The sequence below is a fragment of the Prevotella vespertina genome (assembly GCF_009728485.1).
Classification (GTDB): domain Bacteria; phylum Bacteroidota; class Bacteroidia; order Bacteroidales; family Bacteroidaceae; genus Prevotella; species Prevotella vespertina.
This window is the reverse complement of sequence record NZ_VVIQ01000002.1, coordinates 85,352-108,854: the sequence shown is the minus strand read 5'-3', so window position 1 is coordinate 108,854 and position 23,503 is coordinate 85,352. Positions and strand designations below refer to the sequence as shown.

At 43.0% G+C, this 23,503-nt stretch carries 18 protein-coding genes; 8 read left to right on the top strand and 10 right to left on the bottom strand.

All coding sequences use genetic code 11. The annotated features are described in order from the left end of the window. Positions 1-2 precede the first annotated feature (2 nt). From F0475_RS01885 to F0475_RS01875, 3 genes are all read left to right on the top strand, one after another. The gene (locus F0475_RS01885) at positions 3-743 is read left to right on the top strand and encodes an HAD family hydrolase (protein ID WP_155715146.1); all 741 of its coding nucleotides are present in this window, start codon (positions 3-5) and stop codon (positions 741-743) included. A 23-nt stretch (positions 744-766) separates the two neighbouring features. After that, on the top strand, positions 767-1,312 hold the full coding sequence (locus F0475_RS01880; protein WP_155715145.1) for a beta-class carbonic anhydrase: 546 nt from the start codon (positions 767-769) through the stop codon (positions 1,310-1,312). A 161-nt stretch (positions 1,313-1,473) separates the two neighbouring features. Then, positions 1,474-2,148: a phosphatase PAP2 family protein gene (locus F0475_RS01875; protein ID WP_155715144.1), complete on the top strand. Its 675-nt coding sequence runs from the start codon at positions 1,474-1,476 to the stop codon at positions 2,146-2,148. Positions 2,149-2,181: 33 nt separating this feature from the next. Here the strand turns inward: F0475_RS01875 and F0475_RS01870 are convergent, their stop codons facing one another. Continuing rightward, complete coding sequence (locus F0475_RS01870; RefSeq protein ID WP_155715143.1) at positions 2,182-3,603, bottom strand: PepSY-associated TM helix domain-containing protein; 1,422 nt, start codon at positions 3,601-3,603, stop codon at positions 2,182-2,184. Between the two features lie 159 nt (positions 3,604-3,762). Between F0475_RS01870 and F0475_RS01865 the strand changes: the two genes are divergently transcribed. Next, positions 3,763-4,194 (top strand): hypothetical protein, encoded by a 432-nt coding sequence (locus tag F0475_RS01865; RefSeq protein WP_155715142.1) that lies wholly within the window; start codon positions 3,763-3,765, stop codon positions 4,192-4,194. Positions 4,195-4,603: 409 nt separating this feature from the next. Here the strand turns inward: F0475_RS01865 and F0475_RS01860 are convergent, their stop codons facing one another. The 5 genes from F0475_RS01860 to F0475_RS01840 all read right to left on the bottom strand — a co-directional run bounded on the left by F0475_RS01860 (position 4,604) and on the right by F0475_RS01840 (position 16,074). Beyond that, positions 4,604-7,105: a zinc-dependent metalloprotease gene (locus F0475_RS01860; protein WP_317163171.1), complete on the bottom strand. Its 2,502-nt coding sequence runs from the start codon at positions 7,103-7,105 to the stop codon at positions 4,604-4,606. A gap of 75 nt (positions 7,106-7,180) precedes the next feature. Continuing rightward, a complete protein-coding gene (locus F0475_RS01855; RefSeq protein WP_155715140.1) occupies positions 7,181-7,870 on the bottom strand; it encodes a peptidylprolyl isomerase in 690 nt (229 codons plus the stop codon). A gap of 17 nt (positions 7,871-7,887) precedes the next feature. Next, a complete protein-coding gene (gene tamL / locus F0475_RS01850; RefSeq protein ID WP_155715139.1) occupies positions 7,888-10,302 on the bottom strand; it encodes a translocation and assembly module lipoprotein TamL in 2,415 nt (804 codons plus the stop codon). Next, entirely contained in the window at positions 10,289-15,415 is a 5,127-nt protein-coding gene (locus tag F0475_RS01845; RefSeq protein ID WP_155715138.1) for a translocation/assembly module TamB domain-containing protein, read from the bottom strand. Before F0475_RS01845 ends, tamL begins: the two co-directional genes overlap by 14 nt. 182 nt (positions 15,416-15,597) lie before the next feature. Next, positions 15,598-16,074, bottom strand: coding sequence for a low molecular weight protein-tyrosine-phosphatase (locus F0475_RS01840; protein WP_155715137.1), 477 nt, complete (start codon positions 16,072-16,074; stop codon positions 15,598-15,600). A 625-nt stretch (positions 16,075-16,699) separates the two neighbouring features. Here F0475_RS01840 and F0475_RS01835 point away from each other — a divergent pair. The 3 genes from F0475_RS01835 to F0475_RS01825 are packed head-to-tail and all read left to right on the top strand — an operon-like array spanning position 16,700 to position 19,286. After that, positions 16,700-17,617: a DMT family transporter gene (locus F0475_RS01835; protein WP_317163167.1), complete on the top strand. Its 918-nt coding sequence runs from the start codon at positions 16,700-16,702 to the stop codon at positions 17,615-17,617. Positions 17,618-17,630: 13 nt separating this feature from the next. Then, a complete protein-coding gene (locus F0475_RS01830; RefSeq protein WP_155715136.1) occupies positions 17,631-18,500 on the top strand; it encodes a DMT family transporter in 870 nt (289 codons plus the stop codon). A 30-nt stretch (positions 18,501-18,530) separates the two neighbouring features. Beyond that, a complete protein-coding gene (locus F0475_RS01825; protein WP_155715135.1) occupies positions 18,531-19,286 on the top strand; it encodes an SDR family oxidoreductase in 756 nt (251 codons plus the stop codon). A gap of 27 nt (positions 19,287-19,313) precedes the next feature. On the opposite strand, the gene F0475_RS01820 is transcribed toward F0475_RS01825, so the two are convergent. Then, positions 19,314-19,805 carry a DUF4112 domain-containing protein gene (locus F0475_RS01820; protein ID WP_155715134.1) on the bottom strand — a complete coding sequence of 164 codons (492 nt, stop codon included), beginning with the start codon at positions 19,803-19,805 and terminating at the stop codon, positions 19,314-19,316. A gap of 264 nt (positions 19,806-20,069) precedes the next feature. On the opposite strand from F0475_RS01820, the gene F0475_RS01815 reads away from it, so the two are divergent. Beyond that, positions 20,070-20,672, top strand: a complete 603-nt coding sequence (locus tag F0475_RS01815; RefSeq protein ID WP_234422931.1) for a hypothetical protein — start codon at positions 20,070-20,072, stop codon at positions 20,670-20,672. 104 nt (positions 20,673-20,776) lie between these two features. On the opposite strand, the gene F0475_RS01810 is transcribed toward F0475_RS01815, so the two are convergent. From F0475_RS01810 to F0475_RS01800, 3 genes are read right to left on the bottom strand one after another with little or no spacing between them, the layout of a single operon-like run. After that, positions 20,777-21,262 carry a dihydrofolate reductase gene (locus F0475_RS01810; RefSeq protein ID WP_155715133.1) on the bottom strand — a complete coding sequence of 162 codons (486 nt, stop codon included), beginning with the start codon at positions 21,260-21,262 and terminating at the stop codon, positions 20,777-20,779. A 5-nt stretch (positions 21,263-21,267) separates the two neighbouring features. Continuing rightward, positions 21,268-22,062 carry a thymidylate synthase gene (locus F0475_RS01805; RefSeq protein ID WP_155715132.1) on the bottom strand — a complete coding sequence of 265 codons (795 nt, stop codon included), beginning with the start codon at positions 22,060-22,062 and terminating at the stop codon, positions 21,268-21,270. A gap of 13 nt (positions 22,063-22,075) precedes the next feature. After that, positions 22,076-23,473, bottom strand: coding sequence for a methyltransferase RsmF C-terminal domain-like protein (locus tag F0475_RS01800; RefSeq protein WP_199879768.1), 1,398 nt, complete (start codon positions 23,471-23,473; stop codon positions 22,076-22,078). Between the last annotated feature and the right edge of the window lie 30 nt (positions 23,474-23,503).

The window sequence follows — 23,503 nt, the reverse complement described above, 5'->3', positions numbered from 1 at the left end:
AAATGAAGGATATATCACTGATTGCTTTCGATGCAGATGACACCCTGTGGGAGTGTCAAACTTACTTTGCTTCAGTGGAGAAGAAGTATTGCGACCTGTTGAAACACTATGCTCCTGTGGAAGAAGTATCGCAGGCTTTATTCGCAACCGAGACTGCCAACATGGATTTGTTGGGCTATGGAAGTAAGGCGTTCATCCTCTCCTTGCTCGAAAATGCTACTCAGGTGAGTCATGGGAAACTGACATCTGCAGAGGTGACAGCCATTATCAAGATGGGAAAATCGCTCTTACAATTACCGGGCAAACCGCTAGAAGGGGTTGTAACAACTATGGAGAAGTTGCGCAGATCAGGCTTATATCGACTCGTAGTATTCACTAAAGGCGAGCTACTAGACCAAGAGAGCAAGTTCAATCGGTCGGGGTTAAGAACCTACTTTGACGACTTTATCGTTGTGTCGGATAAGACTCCAAAGGCTTACGAAAGGCTATGTGATCAATTTGGAATTGGTATTGAGGAACTCTTGATGGTAGGTAATTCGTTTAAATCTGACGTAGAACCAGTGTTAAAACTTGGTGGTTGGGCTGTCCATATACCCTTTCATACTATCTGGCAACACGAGGTTGTTGATGAATACGAGCACCCTCATCTCTTGAAAATGAAGTCGTTTAGCGAACTGGAAACGCTCATCAACGAACGAGAGCAGCGTTTGAAGGTAGATAGGTTGCAGCTAAGAAGTATATAAGAATTAACTTATACAAATATAAAATGATAACATCCATCCTCGCATATAACAAGGAGTTTGTAGCCAACAAAGGCTATGAACCATTCGTAACAAGCGGTAAACCCGACTTAAAACTCGCTATTCTCAGTTGTATGGACACCCGTCTTACGGAGCTATTGCCTAAGGCGTTGGGGCTAAAGAATGGTGATGCTAAGATTATCAAAGTAGCTGGTGGAACCCTACTGACGCCTTATGACTCCGTTATGCGCTCTTTGCTCGTGGCAATCTATGAGCTTGATTGCGAGGAAATCATGGTTATTCATCATTCAGGATGTGGTGCCTGTCACATGGAAGCAGACCACTTTTTGCACTTAATGCGCCAACATGGCATTACAGAAGACGCCCTTCAAGAGGCTTCTAAGCAAGTGGATCTACATCAATATCTTGATGGTTTTCATGATACAGAGGCTAGTGTGCGTCGTACGGTGGCGGGGATTCAGCACCATCTACTCGTTCCGAAGGACATTGTTGTGCGTGGTTTCATTATCGATTCACGTACTGGTGAACTTACAGAAGTTGATTGTGAATAATCAAGGAAATACTTACGATGAAGGAAAACAAAGGTTTTTATCATGGTAGAATATCAATATTTTTTATTAATTTTGCAGCCGAATTAGAAACCTAAAAACCTTTACTTCATGCAGTGCCAAGTATCTTGAAACTGCAAGTAAAGCACTTTTCTACAATCAAAATGATAGAAGGTTTAATTGAAAACATCCTTAATTACGATCAACATGCGCTGCTGGCAGTGAATAGCTTACACAATCCTTATTGGGACTTGTTTATGTTTTCGGTGAGTGGTAAGCTCATTTGGATACCATTATACGCTAGTATTCTCCTTCTTCTCTTACGTAACTTCAGTTACAAGGCAGTGCTGTTTAGCTTGTTGACTATCGGTGTGATGATGTTGATAACGGACACGTTAACGGCGCAGTGGATACGTCCGATGATTGGACGAATGCGCCCCAGCAACCTTGATTGTCCCATTGGTCACCTAGTGCACACCGTTAATAACTATAGAGGTGGAGCCTATGGCTTCCCTTCCAATCATGCTGGTAATTGTTTCGGATTGGCTTTCTTCATCTGTTTCTTGCTTCGGAAACGATGGTTGTCAGTGTTTATGATAGGGTGGGCAGCGGTAGTTTGCTATTCAAGAATGTATCTTGGCGTGCATTACCCAGGTGATATTCTAGGTGGAATAACCTTTGCTTTGATTGGTTCAGCACTCGTTTATCGTACCTTATTGTATATAGAAGGACCTTATCATTGCCGTCAGCTCAAAGGGACACTCATACCAGTTTGGGTGGGATTAGGTATCTTCACTTATATTGCAATAGCCTCGTTTGTTATGTATTTGATGGCTTAGACCATTCGAGCAGATAGTTTGCTCGAATAGTCTTTATAGTTTCTTTCCTGATACCAAGACAATTACTAGAAGAATACCCATTACAAAGATGAAGGCAAAAGAGCCTATACTCCCCATGTAAATACGCCCCGTATGTACTTCTAATGCCGCATTCCAAAGTGACATGGGGCGGTCTTCTAGATGGGAAGGTTGGGCTGGGAAAGGTGTACCAGTGAAGTAATCAGCCCAGCAGAGATGCCCTTTAAAATCAGAGCTATAGCCCGAGATGGTTTGTCCTGTTGGTGCCGTACCTGGTACGAGGACTCCTGCATACAAGGAGGCATCGCATGGTTCTATATAATTTGTTTGTCTATTCCATCGGTAGAGACCATCAAACGAACCTACAAGCCACGTTCCTATCGACTCATGTTGCCATACATTTTGCCCCATCACACTAACAGGTGGGGCAGTGGTGAGGGCTTTCGGTTGACTAGTTAACGATGTCAAAGAATAGAAACCATCGGAGGTTGAAATCATCCAGTCGTGTTCCTGTTCGTCATAACGTATCATCCTTAACTTGTCATACCATGCGTTATCACTATTCAAGACGGTTCCTGGCAGTGGACGAGTGCTGTTGGTGGCAAGGAGAATCATAAGAGGTGGACGCAATGCCCAGCCTGTTATTGCAATAAAGAGAGTGAGGAAGAAGGTGTAGATACCCACTTGTTTATGCCACTTAAACATCTTCACACTTCGAGGTCGTGCCCACAACCAAATGCCAGTGACGCTTAGAAGGATGAGCACAAGGGCTATTGCATCCATAAACAGCTTTCCCCACGTACCAAATAAGCCTCCGCAATGCAAGAGCCAAAGCTGTTTAAAGAGGCTAACCTTGCCATCGTAACCTGCAGGAGCATGTAGTTGAAGGCGTTGGAAATGGTTATATGGAGCGGAGGAGATGTATAGATAAGATCTACTAAGCACTACCAAGGTGTCACCACGCATACTTATATCCGATAAGAGTTCGTCATCATCTTCCTTAGGGAGGCTCACTTGCTGCCAAGTATTGTGTTCCTTCAATCGGTATAAGCCCATGATACCAGCGGCAAAGAGTTCTCCTTGTGGAGTTTGCACTACTCCCCTTATCTGTCGGTAGTCGGCTCCTGTGGGTAAGCCGTTGTTAAATTCGTTAATAGAAGAGGCTGTACTATCAGTTAAGAAAAGTCCAGCAGCACCATAAATGAGCACTTTCTCAGTCTTTGATTGTTGGTCTTTATAACGTATTGTACCACGTAATAAGCCATTGTTCCAACGCTTGAAAGTATAAGAAGAAGGTAGGAATTTCCTACTAATAGACATACTTGCAAAGGTGCTGCGATGGTTGAGAATAATGCCAGAGAGGCTGAACATTATTACAAAAAAGCAAATGATTATTCCTAACCACTTATGGTACTTGTGCCAAGTCTTACGTTTCATTGATTACTATTGATTAGTGAGATGTAATTAAAAAGGATATCCTTTTACGTCTACAAACTTACTGAAAAATACGCAATAATTAGCTTTTCCCATTACTAATATTGCTTGTTATGACTGAAAAAGTGTACTTTTGTGTTTGTTAATAAGCGTATATACTCGATGATAAAGACATTAACAGTAACCTCAATAATAGTTTCTTTGCTCTTTAGTGCTTGTGTACATGAACAGAAAGAGGCTAAACCTGCAGAGGTAAAGCAGTCCATTGACACATTAAAAGAGGGGAATGACAAGGGTAATAAAGCCATTCAAGCAACGAATGTAAGCAACGCTGGCTTTAGAGAAGTTGGTGAGGTGAAAGTGAGAATCACTACTCCTTGCTTCGGTGTACGCAATGCTAACGACCTAGATATGCTCCCTCATCCTGATGAAGTGTCGCGTAAAGACTCCTCACTGATTGCTAAACTCAATGCAGGAGAAGTCTTTCTCTTACAAACAGGAGAGCAAGGTATCAAGGAGACAGAGACCGATACGAAAGCACTCATCAGTTTCCAAGTGGGCGAACTATGGATATGGAAGTCGGCAATCAAGTAACAGCTTCATTGCTATTAATGGTTTACTATCTTATAAAACTACGTCTTCTTTAATTGAATAAACCGATACTGAAGCCTACATTATATAGATTGGGATGACCCGAGCTGTTGGCAGATGAGAAGTCGCCGAAGGCTTTTACAAACCACATGGAACAAATCTGTGACAGCTATAGAATCGTTAAATTAAATTTTAAAGTTCGATATTCTATAGGGGAGTAGCAGATGGGTTGGTGTATAAAGAGGCTGTGTCTCGTTAGTGACGAGCAGAAGACTGCAAACAAAGAAACGCCTCCTTCATATAGAAGAGGGCGTTTCCTTGATGTGAGAAGAGGCTCTCTTTAATACAAAGAGACGCCTTCTTTATTTCGTTCGGAACATCCCCTCCAGGGGAGGGGAGTGAAGGGACTTTCTTACTTCACGCTATTCTGCCTTTCACGAATTAGTTTTATCTGGCGCAGAATATCGTTGTAATGCAGGAGGTTAAGGTCAGTGCTGCTAGCAGCCTGTGCCTTGCAATACTTCTCGATAGTATCGAGCTGCTGTCCAAGATACAATGATATATCTGACGGACGGGCGCGGTCTAATTCGACAGACTTGTCTTTCTCCACTTGATTTAGGAATGCATCGAGCTGCTGGATATAGGTACGCTCCAACAGACGACGTGTACGAACTTTCACGTCATTAGTCGATGTCAAGGGTTGCCAAACAGCCTTGAATACATCGTTCAAATAGTCCTTGACCTGATAAGCACCAGCCGCAAATTGATCCTTGTAAATCTTATCTATCAACGAACCATTCAACAATACCTTCAAAACTCGCCCTTGTTGTGCAGAGATTTCATCGACAGCATTTACACCTGACACATCTGTCATCGTTGACGGATAGAGCCAGACTGGAGCGTCGAAGAGCTGTCGGGAGAGATAGTCAACAGCGTCTCTTCCCTTCTGTGCAGGTGCCACCTCGTAAGGTTTCTGCCCTGGCATGTTATTGATGTATCGCCCTCCAACATTCTTAAGAACGTGGTTTGTGTATCGATTAAACTGACTGATAACACTCTTCCACATCTCTATTCTGTCCTCGTATCTATCGTTAGTTTGATGCGTCCATGTCGGTAAGGCAACTATGATTCGTTTGAGATTCTTGATGCCATAATCGCTCGCTTTCACATTGTCATCACCCAAGTCTTCAGTCTGCGCACGTGGGTCTTCGTTCTTACCCTCGCCTCCGAACCATAGGCGTGGATTGGTTGCTAAGACCTTAGAAGTCTCTGTTAACAACCCTTCCTTCTCGGCTATCTCATCCTTAAACTCAGGTCTGTACTGATAGCCCCAGCATATTGCCCACTTGTCATAGTCGTTTATTCGTGGGAAAAGACCACGTTCGGAGATATGGTCCTCGGGCTGAGCTACATAATTGAAACGGGCATAGTCCATGATACTTGCAGTGTGTCCGTGCTCTTCAACCCACTTCTTATCACGCAACTTCTCTACTGGTGTAGCATGACTAGCACCCATGTTATGACGCAAACCCAGCGTGTGTCCAACCTCATGACTCGATACGAAGCGTATTAACTCGCCCATGAGTTGATCATCCATGTGCATTGTCTGTGCCCGTTTATCAAGTGGTCCGCACTGCGTCATGTACCACTTTGTCAAAAGATTCATCACATTGTGATACCAACAAATGTGACTTTCGATGATCTCCCCACTACGTGGATCGACAATGCGAGGGCCGTATGCGTTCTCAATCTCAGCTGGTAAGTATCGTAAGACATTGTAACGTGCATCGTCAACACTCATAGTTGAATCATCTTCTGGCCAATCCTTTGCTTGGATAGCATGCTTGAAACCAGCTGCTTCAAAGGCTACATTCCAATCTTCAATACCCTGTTTTAGATAAGAAACCCACTTCTTTGGCGTTGCAGGATCTATATAGAATACAATGGGCTTAATAGGTTCCGTGAGTTTGCCTTTGGCGTAGGCTTTCTTGTCTTTAGGCTCTAGACGGAAGCGAGAAATGAATTGTTCGCGGTCGGCGCGAGTCTGTTCATCACTGAAGATAGTATATCGATTGGTGAAGTAACCAACCCTTTCATCCCATATACGCTTGCGCATTGGAGTTTGAGGAAGTAGTACAATACTGGTGTTCAGACCAACAGTCAAGGCTCCAGTAGATGATGCAGGAGCAGAAGAAGGAGTACTGCTATAGGTGCGTGTTGTAGCTATTTCAACATTGATAGGATAGACTTTCATTGTATCAATAAAGGTCCTATCAGACTGCAACGAACCGATTTTCAGTTGTTTAGCAGCGTCCTGTGGAATACTCACAACACCATTATCTTTGAGGAAGAGAGGGGTTACCTCAATGAGTTGCGCATTGTTTTTCTTATTGCGACCAAGCACTTTGAACGATGCAATAATAGGGTCAGCTGTGGAGGCTTTAAGCGTACGGGAGATGCGACTCTCAGGGTCTGCTTCTTGTGAAAGAACGTATGCACGAAGATTAATCGTATTGTTGTTGCGTTGCTCGAAATAGAGTGTCTTTTGGTTAATAGCCTCTCCCGAGAACTTACCGAAGTTCTGTGGTACGGCAGTGAAACGCGTTACTGCCAATAGATAACGACCTAGTATGGAGTCTGGAAGTTCGTAGTACCACTTGTCTTCAATATGCCTTATCGTGAAGAGACCATCGTTAACACTACCGCCTTTCTTTATTAGTTGTTCGTAAGAAGAGGGCTTCTCCTTATCATTGGTAGCTTTCTGACTCTCCTTATCATTGGTTTTTGCCGTTGTAGACTGCTCGTTAGTAGAGTCATTAACAGCATAGAATATGTACCTGCTATTGGCTAAGCCTGTACCAGAACCTAGCATTAAAGCAACCAGGCAACCTGTAAGTTTCTTATTAATCATGATTTTCTCGTTTACACCTTATTATATATATAGGTAATAGAAAGGTGTGAATAACAACCTTTCCATTACATCATCACTTTACTTCAAAACAATAGCCTTGCGAATACGAAGGTCTACTTTGGGACGGTCATTATCGTCTACTGGCTGCCGTTGTATGCGTTCAACAACATCTAAACCATCGATTACCTGCCCGAAAACAGTGTATTGTCCATCGAGGTGAGGAGAGCCTCCCTCAGTCTTATATAACTGACGAACTTCAGGCGACATCTTCACTATTCCATCTGTATGAGCATCTAGTCTCTCTTGTGCCCAATCGAGTTGTTTATCCGTAAAACGTATACCCCAAACAATGTAGAACTGCGTAGATGACGACTTACGTTGTGGGTTTACATCATCGCTTTCACGCGCTGCTGCGACTGCACCTCGGCGGTGCAACAACTCGGGATAATGTATCTCTGCAGGTAGAGAATAGCGTTCGGGAGTATCGCCAAGAGCCTGTCCTGGCTTTGCATTCTTCGATCCCATGTCGCCAGTCTGTACCATGAAATCTTTGATAACACGATGGAATAATACCCCATCATAGGCTCCGCTCCGTACCAACTTGAGGAAGTTATCACGGTGCAAGGGCGTCTCGTTATAGAGTTGAATGCGGATGTTTCCACTGTCAGTCTCTAACAATACCTCGTGAAGAGGCGCACTTGTTCTCTCTTGGGCGTGGCTAGTCATCATAGAGGTAGCCATCAGCAGTAATAATAATAGCTTTTTCATATGTTCTTAGAAATAGTTTAGAAGGGGAGACCAATAGCCAGATGAAAGGTATGGGCATCACTTAACTTACTTATATTATAGAACCCTCTCTTACCTGTATCATAGGGTACATGCAGGGCAATTCCCCAATCGATACGAAGCATAAAGAAGCCAAGGTCGTATCGAAGACCAACTCCCGTTCCTAATGCCATTTGCTTAAAAGCATCCTTGAAAACGAACTGTCCACCCTCACGACCCGTGTCATGATGTAGTGTCCAGACGTTACCTGCATCCAAGAAGACGGCTCCATAGAGTGAACCAAGCAGGTGGGGACGGTATTCAAGGTTCATTTGAAACTTCAAATCACCTGTTTGTTCAACGTAAGAGCGGTTTCGGTAAGAGGAACGATAGCGTCCCGGACCTATCTGACGGGCGTTGAAAGCACGAATACTATTGGCTCCTCCAACGAAGAACTGCTCTGTGTAAGGGGTTACCTTACTATTTCCATAAGCCCAAGCTGCACCTGTGTTGGCATGAAAAGCAATACTGCTCTTCTCGGCAAGAGCCCAAATCTTAGTGAAATTAAGCTCTACTTTGAAGAATTGAGCAAATGGATTCTTAAAGAGTTGTTTGTTCTTTTCACTCCAGCGATGCCCTGTTACAGCATAAGTCGCAGCTAGTATGTTAGAAGCCTCACTAACAGTTGCCCAGAACTTGATGGGGTTTCTATAATTAGAAGGGCTCATGTGAGTGTATTGGAACATCATCTTCGGAATGAACTGATCGGCCATTGATACTTCAAGATAGGGTATACTATCAATAAGAGCACGATAACGATTCGTCACCTTGTGCATGTATTCGTAAGTTAAAGAGAGTGGGGAATAAGAGAAACTATTGCATTCATTGGGTTGCCACTGGTATGTTAGCTCTCCTGAAACTACATGTCTCTTAAAGTACTTGGCACGGTTTAGCACATCAACAGACGCCTTTAAGGTTGTTGTTGGAGTGGTATAGTAAGTGCGGGGAGGCTTTGGTGTATATTCAATGCCCCTTGCTTCGGCCTCAGCAATCTTCTTCTGAATGCGTTCCCACTTCTTTCTTGGCGGTAAGACAAAGGGGTTTATGAGGCGAGGAATTTGTAGACTCCCCTCCAGACCATAGTTATAATTGGTCACACCAAGCTTATCTTGCCCATTATCATCATTGTTATACGACCATTCATAAGAGCCATGAGCACGTAAATCAAGCTTTTCTCCACCTCGAAAAGTATTGCGTTTAATGAGTCCGATATTCCCTTCTGGACCAAAGAGTCCACTTGTCTTGCCCTTAGCATACGCCTCGATATAAAAGTCGTAACGCTTATCAAAGGTGCAATCGACTGTCATGTCTAATACATTACAGCTGTCCGTACTATCACGAGGAGTAAAGGTAAAGTTGGTAGCAGCGAATAGTCCACTTCCATTTAACTGCTGTTGACTACGTTCCACAAGCTCATTATTATATAAGGAACCTGGCCATACCTTCAGATCATTAGCTATTGTGCGTAGGCGGAGAGGCGTTCGTTTACCATTGTAATTGACAGTTACATCTCGAAAAGACTGTTTATTGTGCAACTGCTCCATAAACTGTCGCTGCAAGTTAATCGTCACTTTACCTATGTACCAAGGCTTTAATGCATTCGAACTAATCGAATCAACCATCTGTAAACGTACGTTTGCTACACCATGAACATTCGTTGTGTCAGCTAGATAACTTGCGTAATTGTTCTGGTAATAATAGTATCCGTTGTCTCGAAATAGGTCTGTTATGCGCTTACGTTCTTGCTCTAGTGTGGCCACATCAAACGCATCTCCCTTGTGTAGGAGAGTCTTATCTTGATTCTTAATGATGAGACTATCAGCCGTAGCAGGGAAGTTTGTGTAACGTAGAGAGTCTATTGTCCACAGGTGACCCATGTCCACTGTGTATTGCAATTTACCCTTCTTTGGATTCTTCTGTGTTAGTTTCTCGTAGTTGATCTTACCATTGAAATAACCTCTTTTACGTAGTAAGTTCTGTCCCACAGTGACGCGAAGATCGGGTGTAGTGTTGCTCATTAAGACTGGAGTAGACCCAAATGTTCGTACAAGCCAACGGCTGAACTTTGTTGTATCTGGTGTAAAGGCATTCCATATCCAAAGGCCTACTGGGAATGGAGAACGATGACTTGGACTTCCTAATAAAGCGGCATTTGGAGGTGTTGCAAGTACTAAATCAAGCTCTTCCTGAGTAGCCGTAAAATGTTTATTAGACTGATAGTTGCGATAGATGGTAGGCTCCATTCCAATATACAACTGCTCTCCATCGGGGATAGCAGAGGTCGTACTACATGCCGAAAGGAGCAGTACAAGACCACTCATCATCAATAGACAGATGAGGGCAAAACGCCTATTATAGTTCTTATCTCTTCTCATTAACAAAATTAATTAGGCTGTCCTTGTGTGGAGTCTCTACTTTGGGAGCCACAATAGGACTATCATTTTTGAAGTGGAAAATATCCCTGAAGCTTCCTAACTTGCGTCTCCACATGAATCCGGCACCATATTCACTAAGGTTACCTTCCAACCAGTCGTATGCTTCTCGCTCATAGTAAAGCTTGAGATACTTGGTTTCCTTCTGGTTAAGTCGGTACTCCAAAGAGAAGTTATCGAAGTAGGCTCCATTCTCTTCAGCGAACTGCGAGCCTGTAGAAACACGTCCGCCGATAATGATGCGAAGCCTATTATCCCACAACCTCTTGCTGAACTTGAACGTATAATCAGTGTGCAACGTTCCATTAACATCTGCTGCACTCTCCATATTAGCCGATAAGTCGAGTCCCATAGAGTTGAGTGCTTTGCCCGTAATGGCGTTAACTTGAGTCTGCAAGAAGCCAGCTAAGGCACCACCCATCGCAGTATTAGCACTTGTGGAGTTACTTCCATCGAGGTACATACCCGATGCAAGCATTGTTACTGCAAGCTTTGAGCGCTCTTCAACGCTCTTTGTATTCAGCGTATTCTGCATTTCTTGATCCTCTGGAGCACTAATGATAAACTCTACTCCAGGCTTAGGGAATTGCTTAGTAAGGCTCACTCCACACTTAAAGTCGACTATTCTTCCCTCATTACCATTCGATACTGTTGTGCGCACATCTTCGGTTGCAACGATACTAAGAGTTGGCTTCATTGGGTCTCCAGTGAACTCTACATAACTCCCATCTTGTATGTTGAACGTGCGAAGAGGTATAACAGGAAGAGAATACTTCATCTTTCCGTCATTCAGAGTATAGCGTCCTCTCAATCGCACACCATTGGTTGGATTGTATTCTAATCGTAGATCACCTCCACCCGTAAAGGCTAGGTAGTTGGAGTTATCAGCATTGAGAGAGCACATGAGATGCGCTTGTTCATCAACATTAACAAGCATTGACATAGAGAAACCAGTTATGTCTGGACGCTTGACAACATCAACTGTTGAATCCTTGAAGTTCGTAAATTTAACAAGATCTTTCAGTTCCGTATCTGTTGCCAACGTACCATCTCGTACAATATAAGTCATATCGGTCGTACCGAGAACATCAAGTTTTCCAACCAAATTAAGGTTGTTCAATGGTCCACTTACTTGACCTGCAAAGTCTACAAATGCGTTTCCGTAGACCTCAGAACGTGGGTTCTTTCGGGCATTGATAACCTGGAAGTTCTTTGCTTGCATACGTGCATCAAGACGCATATTATCCAATGATGAGAAGTCAAGAGAGCCCGAAATGTCAAGTGGCGAACCATTACTTGCGAACATCTCAAAGTTCTCGAACTCTATATGACTATTACGTATTGTGACTGGATCATCGGCAAATCGCATCCTTATTCCATATGGTGCACTTACCAAGTAAGTCGAGTCTAAGTATACCTCTCCATTGATATCTAGATTCTTCAAAGGCCCTTTCAATGTTAGAGAACCTTCCCCAACGCCCTCGAGTCCAACGATCTGATCGGGTACAAAACCATTGATGTAACTAAGAGGGAAATGGTTCATATCTAGTGTAGCATCCAACTCTCCACGCCCTTCTGCACGATAAGTACCCGACAAGGAACCCACCCCTTCACCATCTTTCGTTATAATAGCATCAACGTAATGAGAGCCATCTCCCTTTGGCATATACACGAATTGAGTACCGACGTTACCCATTGGACAGTTCTCATAGACCAGTTTGTTGATGGTCATATCACTAGAGATTGATAGGTCAGAGCGCGTTTGTATAATATGATAATCACCATTAAGAACACCAGACATATTGGGTGAGAAGGGAAGAACCTTAAACAGACTGCCCAGTTCAAATTGGTTCATTGAGATCGTAACATTCTGTAGTGACGTCGTGTCCTCATCCTCTGTTGTTATCGTCATACCCGCTCCGTCTGAAGCCATAAGGCGCAAGTTTGCTGATAAGCGGCGATCACGTGCTATGTAAATATAGTTCGAATCATTTGCAGTAAACGCCTTATAACCTAAGATGGCTTGTGGAGATGTGATAGAAAGACGTATTCCTCGACCTACCATTGCAGCCTGTAATGCAAGGTCGAAGCCTGTTTTCCCTTTGTTATCAAGTATTGTTGCATGCGTTTGTAAGCCGTGTTCGTATAGTACGCCACGCAAATGTCCATGGTAAGGGTAGGTATTATCCGCTTTATTCAGTACTGCAGCATCATAATTCAACTGCCCATCTACACTCGTAAGATTCACCCTCACGCTATCAAGGTGTATGTCATTATATACTAAGGAGTCAATCCTAACCTTACCATTCACACCTTCATGCGGTGAAGAAGAGATATTGATATCTGCCAAACTGAATGCGTATCCATCTTTCTCAAGTATGTTGCTAAACAGATTACCACGTCCACTGCGTAAAGTGAAATGCCCTATTGGCAACAAGCGGATGATAGCGGGCTGGTCAATACGCCTATTGTGAATTTGCTCCCGTAGTGTTTTTACGAGTTTATTACCCGTCTTTGCCATCTGATCAACGCTCCCATTGAAGGCGGTATTGAGGTGGAAATCACCACCATCAAGGGCTACATGTACAGAATCACGCATACTGGTTAAATCCAAATAGACGTCACCTGGTGCATAACTACGCTTTCCGTCATTCACTTGTAGGTCTGCCAACTTTCCATTAAGACGCATATTATCACTGCCTTCCATACCGAAGTCTGCATTAACAGCAAACTTGCTTGATAGCGGCTTATCAATGATTCCGAGTTGATAGAAGTCTACTTGCGGGAACAATCCATTGATAGAACCATCCATCTTATTGCCCTTCTTCGTTAGATCAAGGTTGAAGCTACCACGTACCAAGGCTACTCGTCCATTCTTTCTAACGTCATCTACCGCCAAATCACCTATGTGACCATTCACAGCAAAGGACTTCTTAAGATCTGAACGAAGCTCTAGATCGGCTCCTGCAGCCACAATATATTGTTTATCAATCAGTCCTAAGGCTTTGAGGTTAGCCTCTGTAAGGTTTCCATTAAGGTGTGCTAACAGATTATTATTACGTATGTCAGCCTTCACATTGAAGTCACCTGCAGCCAGGAGAGCACTTCGCTTGTGCCCTTCTTGCAATACTTTGAACTTTCGGACGACCCCTTGAACGTGGTGATTAGCCTTCATATCAGAACGAACATCCATGTCGGTCCAGGTAGAAACGACGTATCTTTCCTGCATCCCACCCAACGCATGGAGGTCAACACGGCTCAACCAGCCTCGCAAATGACCATCTACTAACTTTTGGCTAACCTTTCCTTTATAAGTGAAATCGCCCGCGAGCATCTTATTCTCACTCTTTATATGGGCTGAAAGTTGCTCACCATGTTTAGAAATATCTCCATTCAATCCATCAAGTACATACTTCCCATAACTGAAACGACGAATACGAAGACTCAAGTTAGTGGATGATTGTGGATTCATAAAGTCCGTTCCATGCCCTTGCATACGCACACTTCCAGTGAAAGGTGACAATCCCATGTGTGGTAAAAAGCGTTGTATCGGAAAGTTCGTTGCACTAGCTACAAGGCGATATAGGCTGTTTGCGGGGTTAAATGCACCTTCCACACGAATCTTACCACCCCCTTGTGCAAGTGACATTGTACCAGTATAAAGGTTTTTCCGCACATGAATATTACCATCAACAGCTACCGCTTTAGGCAAAGCAATGGTCTTTCTAATACTTATTGGCAATAGCTTCTGAACGAAACCAAGGTTTTGAGCCACACCTTTGAGGCGTAAGTCACTGCGTAAAGCCTTATTCTTTGCCATCATATCGGCAACCCATCCCGTTCCAGTAAGGTCGAAGTAGCCCGGCATAGCAAGTCTCAACTGGCGGAAGGAAGCCGAGCGCAGGTTCCCTGCAAGGGTTCCCTGTATGATCAATCGCCCTCCTGGCATAGCTTGATAGATGTTTCGAGGAATGGAAGTAAGCAATGGTTGCAGGTCTGTCTTGCTCACATAGCCATCCATGTGGGCGTTAAGAGTACCAGGATGAGCACCATCAAAGGCGTTCATATCCATTCGTAAACTTCCTGTTAGCTCACTATTCGGCATGAGAAGATAAAGGGATGGCAATTGGATAGACGTTGCATCCATCCTAAAGGGGCATCGTAAGTCACACACCACAAGTCCACTTCGTTCCTTGAAGTTGCCTGCACGAACACGAAGAGATATCTTTGGAGCTGCATAAAGGAACGAGTCTATACCCAGGTTAACCTCTGTCATAGCGATGTGAGCCGCATCAAAGCCCGCAGCAGCAGGCTTGACGAAAGGTTGGTCATAGTTGAATGCACCGCCATGCCAGTCTATGTCAGCCACTTTATATATGTTGTCATGCAATAAAAGTTCTGCTCCTCGAGCCTTAGCATCGCTGAATTGCGCTCGAACTATCATCGTATCGCCTGGCATGTGGAGCCTGAAATCAGTCTTAGCAAGGTTTAGCTTGTCTATATTTATGCGCCACAAGGGTTTCTGCTTGTGTGGGTCTTCAGGAACAGTATCGCCTAATGCAACATCAATCCAGCCTCCCTCGACCTCCGCTTTATTCACTCTTACAGAGTCACCAACGAGGTTTACAGCATGACTCACAATGTGTAAGCGTTGCAAGTTACCCTTAATTCGTAAGTCACCAATGAAGTTTGTGGTATTAGCTTTCAGTCCCGTGAATGTCAATTCGTTTACTTCTACACGCTTATCAAGCAATGGCAATAAGCCAATACTCGCCACTAAACGATGTACGTCAGCAATGGTATCCTTCTGTGTAGGTATGGAGTCATTTGCTTTTATCATCTTTAAACCATCCAACTGGAGGTCTAAAGGGTAGGAGAGGTTTACCCGATCGATACTAACCTGCATCCCCGTATGATTCGACACATAGGTTGCAACCTGCTTTACTGCCCAGTTCTGTACAGGAGGACAATAAAGAAGTACTACCAAGAGGAGGAATAGGACGACTGGTGCTACTACAATAGCAATGAGCCATCTCATGCTCTTTTTCATATTCATCACGTTAGTATTGCTAGCGTACTCTCCATTTCGTGCGATTTAAAAGGACGGAGTATCTTTTGCTATTACCATTTAGTTTATGTCTACAAAGTAACAGAAAAAAAACGAATTAACGATGGATAGTAAGCGAAAAACGCATTATTTATCATTATATCTTTGCCTTTGAAGAGTGCTAGAGATGATTAAATCAATCCCACACAACCATCTTCTATTAAGTCTAATGCCAACTCGAAGTCCTCCGAACCACCATAGTAAGGGTCAGGAACACTGGTTGCATCCTTATGACGAGTGAAATAATCAGCCATACGAACGACCTTTTCTCGAGCAGTCGCATCGCCTGCTTGCGACGTAATATAACGATAGTTATCTTCGTCCATGACCACAATAAGATCGAAATAAGCGAAGTCCTTACATGCATCAAACTGCCTTGCATGATGATTCAAATCGTATCCGCGTCTCCTTCCATGCTCTCTCATGCGCTTGTCGGGGAGCTGTCCAACATGCCAGTTACCTATTCCTGCCGAGTCAATCTCATACTGATTGCTACATCCCCGTTCGTCAACTAGGTGTTGCATAACGGCATGAGCCGCCGGAGAACGGCATATATTACCTAGACAAATGAATAAGATTCTCTTCTTGTTGTTTGTTACCTTACACATAATTGTTACTTTTCTTTTCAATTACAGGGCTTTACGAAAGATTGTATAAGAATCTATCAGCATTGCACCTAACCAACTTATTTGGGCTACAAAGTAACGAAAAAAAATCGAGATAAATCTTGTTTCCTTGCGTTTTATTACTCTTCATAAGAGATAAAGTTTGTAATTAAGCGATTAATTATAAGTAGCTTGTAATCAAGTAATATAGTGTATCAGATAAAAGAAAAACTTTTCTATAATTCAAACTACGTTACTTTAGAAAGGATGTACCTAACGGAAGCCCGTTAGGAAATATGTTCTTAATATGGAGGACACGGATTGAACGAATTCATTTAGAGCCAGCGAGTTCCTAAAGGAACAAAAGCGTGCAGGGGAAGAGACGCCTTTCTCTATTTGAAGAGGGCGTTCCGTTGCATGAAGAAGAGCCTTTCCTTGCTGTAAAGAGAGCCTCTCTTCTTTAAGTTCATGGCAATGGCTGTTAAGCACTTCATCATTTTTAAGGAGAGAAGGAGCAACTATCATTCCCACTCCTGTACATCTTTTCTTATCCTTTCGTTGGCAACTTTGCAATTAATTGAGTATATTTGCAAATGTAAATGATTATCCAATCCATAAATAACAAGTAGTGAATACATCATCAACAGTCAAAGGTTACGGCTATGCGAGTTTGTCTGCAATAACCTTCGGAACTATCCCTCTGTTCTCTATTCCAGTGATGGAAGCAGGAATGGAGTTGCCTTCTGTACTCATTTATCGCTTTGCTTTCGGTTGCTTGTTTATGATGGGTTTCCTTCTATGGAGGCGTCAGAACTTACATTTGAAGTGGGGAGATGGACTGCGGATAGCCTTCTTATCCCTTATGTATTCGGTGTCTGCTGTGGCATTGTTTAGTAGTTATGAGTATATGCCGGGAGGCGTTGCAACAACCTTACTGTTCTCTTATCCCGTATGGACAGAGGTTCTTCTCATCCTCTTCTTCCATGAGAAAGTAACGTTAAGAATCGTCATTGCAATCGTATGTGCTATCCTTGGAGTGTTCTTCTTGGGTGGTATTGGACAAACAGGAGGCATTAAGTCTATGCTAGGAGTTGTCTTGGCAATGTTGTCAGGATTGTTATATGCCATTTATATGGTTATCTTCCCACATATGCGAGTAAGTAAGTTACCAGCTTTGAAGGTGAATTTTTATATCTTTTTCATTGCTATGCTCTTCCTGATATTGTACTCTTCTTTCACAACGGGAGGCGTGCAGAAGATAGGAGATAGTCGTTCGCTGATATCATTGGTACTATTGGGACTTGTTCCTACAACCATTAGTAATGTTACACTTGTGCGCTCGTTGACCCTGATTGATTCGGCTAGTGTTGCCATACTTGGAGCCTTCGAACCCCTAACAGCCATGACCATTGGTATCACATTAATGGGTGAACCACTCACAATGACAGCCTTAATAGGGTCGGTGTTAATCATAGCTTCGGTGCTAATACTTATCACCAAAGGGCGCAAGATAGCTAATCCTTTGCGCAAATACTTCACTACGTAGAATAGACATCATCATGAATCAAAAGTTATTATGGCACCTATTAGCAGTGGGAGTAGTCGCTGTCTGGGGTACAACCTTTGTAAACACAAAGATATTATATAATAGTGGTCTCACTCCTTCGGAGATATTCTTTCTCCGATTCCTTATCGCTTATGTCGCTATTTGGTTTATCTCTCCTCGAAAGCTATTCGCCAATAGTTGGCGTGATGAAGGTACCATGCTATTGCTCGGGATAACGGGTGGTTCCCTCTTCTTTGTCGCTGAGAACTCAGCTGTCGCACTAACTTATGTGAATAACGTGAGCTTTATCACGTCTACATCTCCACTAGTGACTGTCATTCTAGGAATCGTCTTTGTGAAGAGTATAAAGGCAACATGGACGTTGATAGTTGGCTCTTTGATAGCCCTTGTGGGTGTAGGACTAGTCATCTTCAATGGTAGCTTTATCCTGCATTTGAACCCTTGGGGCGACTTATTGGCATTACTAACTGCAGTTTGCTGGGCGGTCTATACATTGTTAATGAAGAGAGTGTCTGAGAGATATTCAGCCGTGTTTATCACACGTAAACTATTCTTTTATGGATTGTTGACAGTGCTCCCGATGTTCCTTATTGATCCATGGACTGTGAGTCTTGCAACGCTCCTTACACCTAAAGTAGCATTCAATCTCTTGCTCTTAGGACTAGTTGCTTCCTTCTTATGCTTCGCTTTGTGGACGGTTGTCATTGAACGACTTGGAGTGATGACAGCGTCTAACTATCAATATCTAAACCCAATTACAACAGTCGTGGCAAGTGCTATTTGGCTGAGTGAACCTATGACAGCTATTGCCTACATAGGCAGTGCCTTGATTTTAATTGGCGTCATTGTATCTAACAAATAACTGAAGAGTAACATCTTAAAGATCAAATATATGAAGAAAACAGTACTAGTAACTGGAGCTACAAGTGGTATCGGTGAGGCTTGTGCACATCGATTTGCTCAAGGTGGATATAACGTGATTATCACAGGTAGAAGAGTGCAACTTCTTGCAGAACTAAGGAAGAAACTCGAGGCTGAAGGAGCAAAGGTTCTTGCCTTAGCATTTGATGTTAGGAACCGAGCAGCAGCCACGAAAGCGATCGAGAGTTTAACGATTGAATGGCAAGATATAGATGTCCTGATTAATAATGCAGGCTTAGCTCTTGGCTTAGAACCAGCTTATGAAGGTCATTGGGACGATTGGGAGACAATGATAGATACGAATATTAAAGGACTCCTAACAATGACTCGCCTCGTTACACCACGTATGGTGCAACGTAACAGTGGACACATTATTAATATAGGGTCGGTTGCTGGCGATGCAGCCTACGCCAACGGGAATGTTTATTGTGCGACGAAAGCAGCAGTGAAAACCTTCACTGACGGATTAAGGATAGACCTTGCTTCAACCAACATACGTGTTACGAATGTGAAACCGGGGCTTGTAGAGACCCACTTCTCAAATGTTCGTTTCCATGGAGATGACGCTCGTGCGGAGGGTGTATATCGAGGTATTCAACCCCTAACAGGGGCTGATATTGCTGATGTGGCATACTATGCTGCATCGGCTCCAGCACATGTGCAAGTGGCAGAAGTATTAGTTCTTGCCACGCACCAAGGCAGTGGTAGTGTGATACATCGTGATTGATTCCGCTACAATCATTCGTCTTATCGGCTAAAACAAAGAGCCGATAAGATGAATAAGCCACGTGGTCAAGCTTACAAGGAGGACGATCATCGCAATGATGAGGACAATCATTAATACAATGAGAATGGCACTTTGAACAGCTTTGCGGTTCACATCGCGTATTACCTCCTTGTCTCCTTCAACGAAGCCATGCACAAGTTGCATATTTTCTCGGTTCGCCTTATGGAAGAAGTCGATAACATCTCCTATATAAAAAGGTATCATTCCAAAGAGAACATCACGCAAACTATTATTGATAATGGCTAAAGCAAGGGGAATACTACGTATCTTTACAAAAGCAAACCATACATAGAGTAAAGCGAAGAGAGCCGAAAGAATGTCGCCAATACCATAGGGAAGAAGACCGAGAATACCATCTAGATAATAGTCATCCATAACCCTTTGTGTTTGTTCCATAGCCTTATAAACACTGCTATCATTCATCCGCTCTTGCGCTTTCAATCTATTTTCTTCTTTCATAAAATTACCCTTCTCTGTATTAAAAGATAATAAGTACAATCATACTTGATTGTGAGCGCAAAGATACAACATATATATCATACATAAGAAAAGGGCTTTCATTAATAATTATTAAAAAGCCTCTTTCACGACTAATAATACTTATCTGTAATTTGTACAAACCCCTTTTGTATTGTATCTTTGCATTTGTTCAAACGCATAAACAACTTAATAACGTTGTTGGTGAGGCTTGAGCGATATAGTAATAACAAATAAAAGAATGATATGAAACGTATAACATTATCACTGATTGCAGTTTGCTTGATGTCATCAATGGCTTTATCTGCAAAGGATGTAAACGCTATCAATGCTAACGAAATAGCATTGGTTCAACAGAAAGGTGACTGTCATAAGTGCACTGCAACACCACAGCATGTGACAGACAAGATGGTTAGCAAGTTGGGACTTAACGCCAAACAGGCAAAGAAACTATTGCAACTTAATGAGAAATATGCTGATCTCTTTGTACAAAGCGAAGATTGTCATAAGGCTGAGAAGCAGACTTGTGAGACAAAGGGAAGTTGTAAGAAAGAATGTAACAAGGCTGAACAAAAATGTGAGAAAACCGAGAATAAGACTTGTTGCAGTGCTGCTGGAAAAGGAAATTGTACGTCTGGTTGCAAGAAGGAATGTACAAATGAGTGCAATAAGGAGGCTAAGTCTGATTGCAAGAACAGCTCATCAACATGCAAGAAAGACAATAAAGAATGTCAGTCTGAGGCTAAGGAATGCAAGAGAAATCAGCCTTGTGAGAAGCGTACAGCATACAACGCTGAGTTGAAGAAGATTCTTACTAAGGCTCAATACGATAAGTATCTAAGACATTAAAAGATACCCATTTCCATTATAGTAGATTTGTTGGTGCGTTGGTTCGGACTACTATTAGTCCAAACCTTCGCACCTTCTTCGTATCAAGGAAGAGCTTTCTTAACTCACTTTCGAATGTAGTTTACAAATGAATAGGGTGGGTTACCATCCGCAGCTGGGTGTTCCTCACGGGATTCAATACGCCAAGTACCATCATTATAAGGTGGGAAGAAGACGTCAGCTTGTGCCGGGCTGTCTGCAATCTCAGTAAGGTATAGACGGTTGGCAATGCCTAATGCCTCCTTATATAAGCTAGCACCACCAATGATAAAAGCCTGTTCGTCAGTACTAATATGGCGCATTGCTTCATCTAAAGAAGTATAAACCTCACAACCCTTAAAGTCCTTCTCCGTTCGACTCAATACAATGTTTCTTCTGTTAGGGAGTGCTCCCTTGGGTAGAGAATAGAATGTTTTACGCCCCATGATAACGGTATGTCCCGTCGTTAACTGCTTGAATCTCTTTAGGTCCTCACGTATGAAATAGACCATATCATTTCGATATCCAATAGCGCGATTAGCCGCTACTGCTGCGATAATATTTAGTTCCATAAGCGTTAGACAGCCACTTCTGCTGATATATGTGGGTATGGGTTATAATCTACGAGTTCGAAGTCTTCGTACTTAAAGGCAAACAAATCTTTCACATCAGGGTTGATCTTCATCTTCGGAAGAGGGCGAGGTGTACGTGTGAGTTGTAGTTTTGCCTGTTCGAGATGATTGCTGTATAGATGCGTATCACCCGTTGTGTGGATAAATTCCCCAGCCTCTAATCCTGTTACTTGAGCCATCATCTGCAAGAGAAGGGCATAAGAGGCAATATTAAACGGAACGCCGAGGAAGGTATCTGCCGATCGCTGATAAAGCTGCAAAGAAAGGCGTCCGTCGGCTACATAAAACTGAAAGAGACAATGGCAAGGAGGCAATGCCATCTCATCAACCTCGGCTGGGTTCCATGCCGTAACAAGCATACGGCGAGAGTTAGGATTATGCTTTATCTGTTCGAGAACATTAGTTATCTGGTCGATAGTTCCGCCTTTGTAATCAGGCCAAGAACGCCATTGATGACCATAAACGGGACCTAGCTCGCCATTTTCATCAGCCCATTCATTCCATATACGAACGCCATGCTCTTGCAGATAATGTACATTAGTATCACCGCGAAGGAACCATAGTAACTCATAAATAATACTCTTCAAATGGAGCTTCTTAGTGGTTAGTAATGGGAAACCATCACGTAGATCGAAGCGCATCTGATTACCAAATACGGATAGAGTACCCGTCCCCGTGCGGTCGCCTTTATGCACTCCTTCATTGAGAATGCGGCTTAGTAAGTCTAAATACTGTTGCATAATTATGGATGTGTTATTGTTTATCTGTTTCTGTTATAACCACTACCTCGTTTGGAATATACCCACTTTTAATCCTCCACTCTTGTGGGTAAAGGTTGTTGGCACGATTCCCTAAGTTCTTTGCAAAGCCTAGTTTGTGGTGCTTATAAGTAAGGAGAACAATGCCACGAGGGGCTTCACTGCTGAGTGTGATGGCTTCATGTCGAAGATAGCTAATGGCAGTGGGGTAGTCAACTTTTATATTAGGATAAATGGAAGTATCACCTGTTATCGAAAGAGCCAATGTATGATCTGGGATGATGGTCTTGCCCTTCTGTATTCCTTCTTTTACTCCGTAACTAAGGATGCGAAGCCGTTTTCTTGCTTCAGCAACGGCTTTTGAGGGGTCAAGAGCTATCTCTTTTTGTAGGTTTTCATCCTCTCCTCGTTTGCGAATGACCGCCATGAAGAGTCCTTCACCACGTGTCTTACCAGGTATAAAACGATAAACAGGGAAGTCAGAAGCCGTTTTTAAAGGATTACCAATCAGTGACCCTGTTATATTCCAAGCCTCTTCTGTTGGGACAGGAAGCAACTCCGCACCATATTCCTCAAGTATCCATGCTACATTCTCTTCGTCTTCATGGGCATTGAAAGTACATGTAGAGTAAATGAGAAGACCACCTGGTTTGAGGTTATCCCATATATCTGAGATAATACTACGCTGTAGTTTCCAACAGTTCTCAACGTTCGCTGGACTCCATTCTGCAATAGATTGAGGGTCTTTACGGAACATCCCTTCCCCCGAACAAGGTACATCTGCAATGATAACATCGAATGCTAGCTTCGTTTTCTGGTATTCCCTTGGGTAGTTATTGGTAACTACTACACCCGAATGACCATACTTCTGGACGTTTTCTGCAAGTATTTGAGCACGCTTGGAGATAGGTTCATTGCTAAAGAGGAACGCCCCTTGTGGTAGAGAGGAGCGTGCGCAAGTGGTCTTCCCACCAGGTGCTGCACAGAGATCAAGTGCCATTACGGGGTGTTTCACATAATGACGAAGTACGTGAGAGAGGAACATTGATGATGCTTCCTGCACATAGTAAACACCTGCATGGAGCTTGGGATCAAAAGTGAAGTTCGGTCTCTCTGCCAGCCAAAAGCCTTCTTTGCACCATGGAATGGGCTCGGGATGAAGATTAGGGTTTACTATCTCCATGGCAGATAACTTATAGTTATTCAGTCGAATACTGACGGGTGCAGGTTGTGTAAGCCCTTTGAGGAATACTTCAAATAATTCCTTTCCAAAGAGTTTATAGGTATAATCAACAAAAGAAGGAGGCAATGTGGGTGCCTCGTTCACCTTATTTATATTAGAGCGAACGCCTGCCTGTTCCGTTGTTTGCTGCTGGTTCTTATCTTTTATCATATCATTTCACTTCGAGACTATCGGATATCA

Excerpts from the sequence above, each read along its gene's own strand:
- tamL (WP_155715139.1), bottom strand. The coding sequence starts at position 10,302 with ATGAGAAGAGATAAGAACTATAATAGGCGTTTTGCCCTCATCTGTCTA.
- F0475_RS01855 (WP_155715140.1), bottom strand. The coding sequence starts at position 7,870 with ATGAAAAAGCTATTATTATTACTGCTGATGGCTACCTCTATGATGACT.
- F0475_RS01800 (WP_199879768.1), bottom strand. The coding sequence starts at position 23,473 with ATGATAAAAGATAAGAACCAGCAGCAAACAACGGAACAGGCAGGCGTT.
- F0475_RS01820 (WP_155715134.1), bottom strand. The coding sequence starts at position 19,805 with ATGAAAGAAGAAAATAGATTGAAAGCGCAAGAGCGGATGAATGATAGC.
- F0475_RS01865 (WP_155715142.1), top strand. The coding sequence starts at position 3,763 with ATGATAAAGACATTAACAGTAACCTCAATAATAGTTTCTTTGCTCTTT.
- F0475_RS01845 (WP_155715138.1), bottom strand. The coding sequence starts at position 15,415 with ATGAATATGAAAAAGAGCATGAGATGGCTCATTGCTATTGTAGTAGCA.
- F0475_RS01815 (WP_234422931.1), top strand. The coding sequence starts at position 20,070 with ATGAAACGTATAACATTATCACTGATTGCAGTTTGCTTGATGTCATCA.
- F0475_RS01825 (WP_155715135.1), top strand. The coding sequence starts at position 18,531 with ATGAAGAAAACAGTACTAGTAACTGGAGCTACAAGTGGTATCGGTGAG.
- F0475_RS01870 (WP_155715143.1), bottom strand. The coding sequence starts at position 3,603 with ATGAAACGTAAGACTTGGCACAAGTACCATAAGTGGTTAGGAATAATC.
- F0475_RS01840 (WP_155715137.1), bottom strand. The coding sequence starts at position 16,074 with ATGTGTAAGGTAACAAACAACAAGAAGAGAATCTTATTCATTTGTCTA.
- F0475_RS01885 (WP_155715146.1), top strand. The coding sequence starts at position 3 with ATGAAGGATATATCACTGATTGCTTTCGATGCAGATGACACCCTGTGG.
- F0475_RS01805 (WP_155715132.1), bottom strand. The coding sequence starts at position 22,062 with ATGCAACAGTATTTAGACTTACTAAGCCGCATTCTCAATGAAGGAGTG.
- F0475_RS01810 (WP_155715133.1), bottom strand. The coding sequence starts at position 21,262 with ATGGAACTAAATATTATCGCAGCAGTAGCGGCTAATCGCGCTATTGGA.
- F0475_RS01830 (WP_155715136.1), top strand. The coding sequence starts at position 17,631 with ATGAATCAAAAGTTATTATGGCACCTATTAGCAGTGGGAGTAGTCGCT.
- F0475_RS01875 (WP_155715144.1), top strand. The coding sequence starts at position 1,474 with ATGATAGAAGGTTTAATTGAAAACATCCTTAATTACGATCAACATGCG.
- F0475_RS01880 (WP_155715145.1), top strand. The coding sequence starts at position 767 with ATGATAACATCCATCCTCGCATATAACAAGGAGTTTGTAGCCAACAAA.